This window comes from Novosphingobium sp. B-7, from assembly GCF_000410615.1.
GTDB classification, from domain to species: Bacteria; Pseudomonadota; Alphaproteobacteria; order Sphingomonadales; family Sphingomonadaceae; genus Novosphingobium; species Novosphingobium capsulatum.
In genome coordinates this window covers 1-6665 of the sequence record NZ_APCQ01000124.1, presented here as the reverse complement: position 1 = coordinate 6665, position 6665 = coordinate 1, and the positions used below count along the sequence as shown (strand labels likewise).

Annotated in this window: 7 protein-coding genes; 2 read left to right on the top strand and 5 right to left on the bottom strand. The window is 60.5% G+C overall.

Going from position 1 to position 6665, the window contains the following annotated elements:
* Together H926_RS25015 and H926_RS0101305 are read left to right on the top strand one after the other, a co-directional pair.
* The coding region (locus tag H926_RS25015) for an amidase family protein (protein WP_022674694.1) at nt 1–804 on the top strand (804 nt) is incomplete at its 5' end.
* A 50-nt stretch (nt 805–854) separates the two neighbouring features.
* On the top strand, nt 855–1703 hold the full coding sequence (locus H926_RS0101305) for a transporter (RefSeq protein ID WP_022674693.1): 849 nt from the start codon (nt 855–857) through the stop codon (nt 1701–1703).
* A gap of 51 nt (nt 1704–1754) precedes the next feature.
* Here the strand turns inward: H926_RS0101305 and H926_RS31420 are convergent, their stop codons facing one another.
* The 5 genes from H926_RS31420 to H926_RS25010 form a co-directional block, all read right to left on the bottom strand.
* A complete protein-coding gene (locus tag H926_RS31420) occupies nt 1755–3485 on the bottom strand; it encodes an ATP-dependent endonuclease (protein WP_169041251.1) in 1731 nt (576 codons plus the stop codon).
* Nucleotides 3486–3743: 258 nt separating this feature from the next.
* A complete protein-coding gene (locus H926_RS0101290) occupies nt 3744–4490 on the bottom strand; it encodes an IclR family transcriptional regulator (RefSeq protein WP_022674690.1) in 747 nt (248 codons plus the stop codon).
* 102 nt (nt 4491–4592) lie between these two features.
* Nucleotides 4593–5000 (bottom strand): nuclear transport factor 2 family protein, encoded by a 408-nt coding sequence (locus tag H926_RS0101285; protein ID WP_022674689.1) that lies wholly within the window; start codon nt 4998–5000, stop codon nt 4593–4595.
* Entirely contained in the window at nt 4997–6130 is a 1134-nt protein-coding gene (locus tag H926_RS0101280) for a cobalamin-independent methionine synthase II family protein (protein WP_022674688.1), read from the bottom strand. The genes H926_RS0101285 and H926_RS0101280 overlap by 4 nt, the downstream gene beginning before the upstream one ends.
* A 39-nt stretch (nt 6131–6169) precedes the next feature.
* Nucleotides 6170–6665 (bottom strand): helix-turn-helix domain-containing protein (locus H926_RS25010; RefSeq protein ID WP_022674687.1); only part of this gene is annotated, 496 nt, incomplete at its 5' end.

Genomic DNA, 6665 nt, shown 5'->3' with positions numbered 1-6665 from the left:
GCGCTGCTGCTGGGCGGCATGGCCGGCAGCGACCCGGCCGATCCCGCCACGGCGCGGGCCGACAGCCTGGGCCATGATTTCACCCGTGGCCTCACGCCCGATGCCCTGAAAGGCGCGCGCATCGGCGTGATGCGCTTTGCCGCCGGGTTCCATCCCGAAACCGATGCCCTGTTCGAGCGCGCGCTGGCCACGCTGCGCGCCGCCGGCGCCACGCTGGTGGAGATCAAGGCACCGCCGCCCGCCACCGATGGCGTGGGCGAGCGCGAGCAACTGGTGCTCTCCACCGAACTCAAGGCCGACATGGCCACCTACCTCGCCTCCACCGATCCGGCCAAAGTGCCCAGCCGCACCCTGGCCGATCTGATCGCGTTCAACCGTGCGCATGCGGCGCAGGAACTGGCGCTGTTCGGCCAGGACTATTTTGAAGAGGCGGACAAGACCAAGGGCCTGGCCGATCCCGCCTATATCAAGGCCGCGGCCGAGGCGAAGGCCAAGGCCGGCCCCGAAGGGATCGACCGCATGCTGGCCGACAACCACGTGACCGCGCTGGTCGCCCCCACGCTGGGCCCAGCCTGGCTGATCGACCCGGTGCTGAAAGACAATTTCGTCGGCGGCGGCGCGGGCGGGCTGGCGGCGGTGGCCGGCTATCCCCACCTCACCGTGCCGATGGGCGCGGTATCCGGGCTGCCGGTGGGCCTCTCATTCGTGGGCACGGCGTGGGACGATGCCCGGCTGCTCGCCTATGGCTATGCCTTCGAACAGGCCGCCCATGCCCGCCAGGCGCCGGTGCTGCCGCCACGCTGAGGAACGGCGCCGACGCAGACACGTTGCCCCCGTAACAACAGGGGCACAGCATGAGAGCATGGATCATTGCCGCCGTGGCGCTCGCCGCCACGCCGGCCGCCGCACAAGACACCGGCACGCCCGATGAAGTGGCGCAGGACAGCACGCACCACCCCACGCTGCGCGACCTGTGCAGCGACCGGCCGGGCCTCAACACTCCGGCCTGCACGGTCGATCCCGGCCGGCTGCAGGTGGAAGTGGGCCTGGGCGACTGGACGCTGGACCGCCAGGCCGACCAGCGCACCGACACTATCACCAGCGGCGACGTGCTGCTGCGCTATGGCGTAACCCCCACGACCGAACTGCGGCTGGGCTGGACGGCATTCGGCCACGTGCGCACCCGCGACATCCCCACCGGCAGCATCGACACCGCGCAGGGCGTGGGCGACGTGACGCTGGGCGTGAAGCAGAACCTGCGCCATCCCGCCGAAGGCAAGACCGGCCTTGCCATCGCGGCGCTGCCGTTCGTCACGCTCCCCACCGGCCATGCCCAAGTGGGCGCGGGCGACTGGAGCGCCGGGCTGATCGTGCCGACCAGCTACAAGATCAACGACACGGTTTCGCTGGAACTCTCCCCCGAAGTGGACGCGGCGGTGAACGAAAGCGGCCAGGGCCGCCACCTCGCCTATGGCACGGCGATGGGCGTACAGGTGCACCTGTCCAAGACCGTGCGCCTGACCCCGGAACTGCAATTCCTGCGCGACCAGGACCCGGAACGCCACGCCACGATGAGCCGCGCGGCGCTATCGTTCGACGTGCAGCCGGCGAAGATGCTGCAACTCGATGTGCAGGCGGTGGCTGGGCTGAATAGGGATACGCCGGATTTGGAGCTGGCGTTTGGGGTTACGCGGAAGTTTTAGAAGGTTAAAGCCTTAGCGACCATTTGGCATTCACACAACTGATGGGAAAGCTTAGACTAATGATTCTATCGCCTTCCTGAGTTCGGCATCGACCTGTTCCAGCTTCATATGCCGGCAAAGACTCATAGGCGATATCTGCATGCCCCACTTATCCTGGCAACGCTCTGAAATCATAGATATAGCCTTCTTACCACTAACGATATCCTTCCAAGGGTTTCCCTGCGAAATACGCTCCTTAACAATAGATTTTGCTAAATCCACTGCCGTTGGAAGTGCAAGCTTCCGATCCGCCTTTTGAAGGCTGTCAGCAATCAGAATTTCTATATCTTCCGACAATTCTTTTATTACGCCATCAACGATATCTTTAACAATTTCGAATTGAACTTTATCATTTTCCCTAGATAAATAAGCATGAATGATTTTTTCATCCAAAAAATAATTTTCTATTTCTTTTTTGGACCAAACGTGCATTCTTAGATAGTCTTTTTCGGAATTTTTGACAATTTCCTCAAAAATTTGATCACATTTATAGTCTCTGTCTATGAACATGACCCCCTCGACTTTGCCTGATGAAGTATCATGGAACGCACGTGAAGCCATAGCAGCACGGGGCCAATTATTCATGCCACCGACCGAAAAATGCGGAATTTTTGCGAATTTATCGTAAAATACATTCCCCATTTTAAACGCAATCTGATCTAAAAATCCATAATCTTTCCCCTCAACGAAAATTATTTTTCCAGATACCGCCACTTTTGACAACTGTATGTTGAGGTTAGTTCCAATAGCCTCAACCACACTTTGGGCCTGCTCACTTGATGAAAGCGCACGGGAGCGTGCCGCTCTTTTCGAAACGAGAATTATCTCCGATGGAGCAACATCTGCAATCATTTCCAGCGAATGTGTTGCAACAATTGTCTGATGATATCTTTCTGCAGCAAGTAGCTTAATAAGCTTTTTTTGCAAATCAGCATGAAGATATACGTCAGGTTCATCGAGTATTATGATCGACCCCGAACCAACCCTAGCAAGAAACCATGTAGTTTGAATCCAAGCCTGCAAGCCGGAGCCAACCAAAGCCATTTCGCTAACAAATGGACCATCACGTATTGTGAGAGAATAGTGACTTTGACTTTTCCCTGTCCCGCACTCTATATTACCCACTTGCAAACTTGTACTCCATGTTTCAGTGAGTAAATCCTTAAATCGCTCGAATTCAACAGGCATATCCATCATTTGATTTCGAATGTGTCGATATGACAGGTAACCATTGATATGCTTTTTAAGGTAGCGCTTGTCTCTATGAGTCTCCTCGACAAGCAACGCTCCAACTGGGGGCATGACAAATATTTGCCGAAAGTTGGATTTTCTAGCCTGGGCTTGTGAGTGTATTTTCTTCTCACCAGGAAGTAACAGTTGGCAATATGCATCAGCCAACCCCTCTCCTACGGCAACTACAACCTGGCAATTATTATTATATCGCAATTTAATTATTGCTGGATCTCCAGATTGATAATTATAATGAAGACCTCTACTTTCAATATCCAATGTATCCAGAGAAAATCGATATACGGGCCCTGTTACATCTGGGCCTATCAACTGCGGGGCGGTAGAAAAATTCGCTGATGATGACCTTGCAAGTGCGGCTGAAACTATCCTCAAGGCCTCTACTATCGTTGTTTTTCCGGCGTTATTAGGACCAATTAGCAGACAAAACGAATTTAGTTCGACTGTATGATCACGGAATCCGCGAAAATTTTTTAACGTAATCGATTTAATCACGCCCCCCTCCGATCCCGACAGCTCACTCACTTCCTTCGGTATTTGTGATCTATACATCCCTTGAGACAAGCTCAAACGCAAGTCTCAATCACACATTTACAGTCAAAACCACGCGCCAAACGTCAACTCGTAACGGCCCCAGGGTCAGGACTTTGGTAGCAGTAAGGGGATAATCGCGATGGTATCCTCCAGCTGCTATATTTAGCATAGCAGTATTCAATCAACGAATTATGCTCGGAAAACGATATTGTTCAATAATCACCCCACCGCCCCCGCCGCCCGCTTAAGCGCACTCCGCACCCGCGCCGCCAGCGCTTCGTCAAAGCGCACTTCCGGCACGGCCACGCTCAGCACGCCGACCATCTGGCCGTCGCTCAGCACTGGCACGGCGGTGCCGCAGATGCCCAGGGTGGCTTCGTGGCAGGCGGTGCTGATGCCCTCCTCGCGGATGCGGGCGAGGTCGGCGCGCAGGTCTTCGTCGCGGACGCGGGTGTGTTCGGTCATGGCGAGGCGCGTGCTTTCGGCGAAGTAGCGGTGCAGGTCTGCGTCTGACAGCCAGGCGAGGATCACTTTGCCCGCCGCCAGGCAGTGCAGCGGGCGGCGCGCGCCCGGTTCGATGGCATAGCGCAGGGTCTGGTCGCTCGCCTCGGTCACCACGGCTTCCACTTCCCAGCCGACGCGGACCATGAAGCTGGCGGTTTCGTTGAGCTCCACCTTGAGCGCGCGGACCAGCGGGGCCATGCGGTCGGCCAGGGGCAGCGCCGCCGGGGCGACGCGCAGCCGCTCCAGCCCGGGACCGGGCAGGTAGCGCCGCCCTTCCCGCGCCAGGTATTGCCGCTCTACCAGCGTGGCGAGCAGGTAGGACAGGCTCGACACCGGAATGCCCAGCGCCTGCGCCACGTCCTGCGCCACCACGCCGCCGGCATGGGCCACGACGAATTCGATCACGTCGAGCGTGCGCAGCGCCGATTTGACCGGGGCAGAGGTTGACGGGGCAGAGGCCATGGGTGGGGTGGTCCTTTGTTCGGGGCGGAGTTGGCGTTTGCGCTTGGCTTTGCACCAACCCCAACCCCCCCCCCTGACGAGGGGGGGGCTTTTTGTTTGTGGTTAGGGTTGGAAGAGGAGGGTGCCGCGTCTTTCGGAAAAGCGCCAGCCTTGGGGGGTGCGCACGAAGCGATCGTGGAACGAGCCGACCAGCGGAGCGGGCGCGCCGGTGAACAGCAGCATGGCGCTGGTGCCGCGCGCGGTGTCGGCGCTTTCCACGTCGATCACCACGTTGCTGCACACGTGCCGGGTGGTGCGCGGCGGGCGGGCGCGGAAGGCGGCGAGGATCGCGTCTTGCCCCACAATCGGCGCATCGGGTGCGGTCGGCCGCGTCATCAGCCCATCGGGGGCATAGAGCGCGGCGGCCTCTTCCCAGCGTGCCTCGTCGTTGAGGTTGGCGTAGAGCGCGATGAGGCGGGCGCAATCGGCCTCGATCGCGCGGCGCTCGTCTTCGGTCACGGCGCCGCTCACAGGCGCGCTCCGGCGATATCGGCGCCCTCGCGCAGGGACTTGAGCTTGCGCCAGGTGACGATCGGATCGATCTTGCCATAGCCGGCAAAGGTGCCAAAGCCGCAATCGGTGCTGGCCACAACGCGATCGGGGCCGACGATGGCGGCAAAGCGCTCGATGCGCTGGGCGACCAGTTCGGGATGCTCGATATAGTTGGAGCAGGTGTCGATCAGGCCGGGCGCCAACACCTTGGTATCGGGCACCTTGGCATCGGCCCAGACTTTCCATTCATGCTCGTGGCGGGGATTGGCCGCCTCGAACAGCACGGTGGAAGGCCGCGCCTTGAGGACGATATCGATCACCCGTTCAAGCGGAATATCGTGATCGTGCGGGCCTTCGTAATTGCCCCAGCACACGTGCATGCGCATCTTTTCGGGCGGAATGTTGGCCGTGGCGGCATTGAGCGCCTCGACATTGGCGGCGGCCACTTTCAGGAAGTCCGCCTCGCTCATGTCCTGGTAGCCGGTATGGCGCGACATGGCGAGATCGGGGCAGTCGAGTTGCAGGAAGAACCCGGCGTTGACGATCGTCTCGTATTCCTCGCGCATGGCATCGGCCAGGTCAGCCAGATAGGCCTCGTGGCTGGGATAGTGGCGGTTGACCTGGAACGCGGTGATCAGGCCCGGCGAGGCCGCGTTCATGAAGCCCTGCGTATCGGGCCCACCATGGGCGTCGAGCGCGGCGCGGAAGCGGCGGATATCGTCGTGCAGCGGTTCGAGCGTGACCAGCTTGACCGGCCCGATGCACGAGGCGCGGACGAATTCCTGGGAACCCATGATGGCCGAAAGCTTCTTGGCCAGGCCCGGCACTTCGGCCAGGTCAGCCGCCGGCTTGCGATCGATATGCCCGCCAAAGCCTGACAGCCGCTCGATCATGTAAGTGGAATAGCCCACCTTGCCCAGTTCGCCATCACTGACGATCGACACGCCCGCGTCCACCTGGTGGCGTACGGCATCCTTCACTGCCGCGCCGACCTTGGCGTCGAAATCGGCAGCGTCATAAGGCTTGCCGGCATCGCGGGCGAGCAGCAGCGGCGTAAGTTCCTCGCCCCGCGGCAGGCTGCCGACATGGGTGGTCTTGATATGGGCCACGGGGCCTCTCCCTTGCGCTATTTCACGGTTGTGAAGATTTCATAGCGGCTCACCCACGCCTTGCAAGGCCGATTGCGTGGCGCCGGCGCGATCCTGCGCCGGGCGGCGGCCGGTGAGGCGCAAGTAGAAGCGCGAGAAGTACGAGGGATCTTCAAAGCCCAGCTCGGCGGCCACCTGCGCGGCGGTGGCGTTGGTATAGCGCAGCAGGCGATGCGCCTCGCGCGCCAGACGGCGATGGACCACGTCCATGGGGGAACAGCCCAGCCGCGCCGCGGTGAGGCGCGAGAGGGTGCGCGGCGTGGTGCCGAGCGCGCTGGCATAGAACGCTAGATCGCGGTGGCTGCGAAAGTGCACCTCTACCAGTTGGGCAAAGCGATCGAGCCGCGTGTCGGGCGCCGGGCCGGCATCGGGCGCACCTTGCGCCACGCAGCGCGCCAGGGTTTCGGCCATGGCCAGAAGCAGCGGATCGCCGGTGGTGTGATCGGCTTGAAGGGCGAGCATTTCGGCCGCGAGCCAGGCCGCGCGGCGCGCCGGC

Excerpts from the sequence above, each read along its gene's own strand:
- H926_RS0101305 (WP_022674693.1), top strand. The coding sequence starts at position 855 with ATGAGAGCATGGATCATTGCCGCCGTGGCGCTCGCCGCCACGCCGGCC.
- H926_RS0101290 (WP_022674690.1), bottom strand. The coding sequence starts at position 4,490 with ATGGCCTCTGCCCCGTCAACCTCTGCCCCGGTCAAATCGGCGCTGCGC.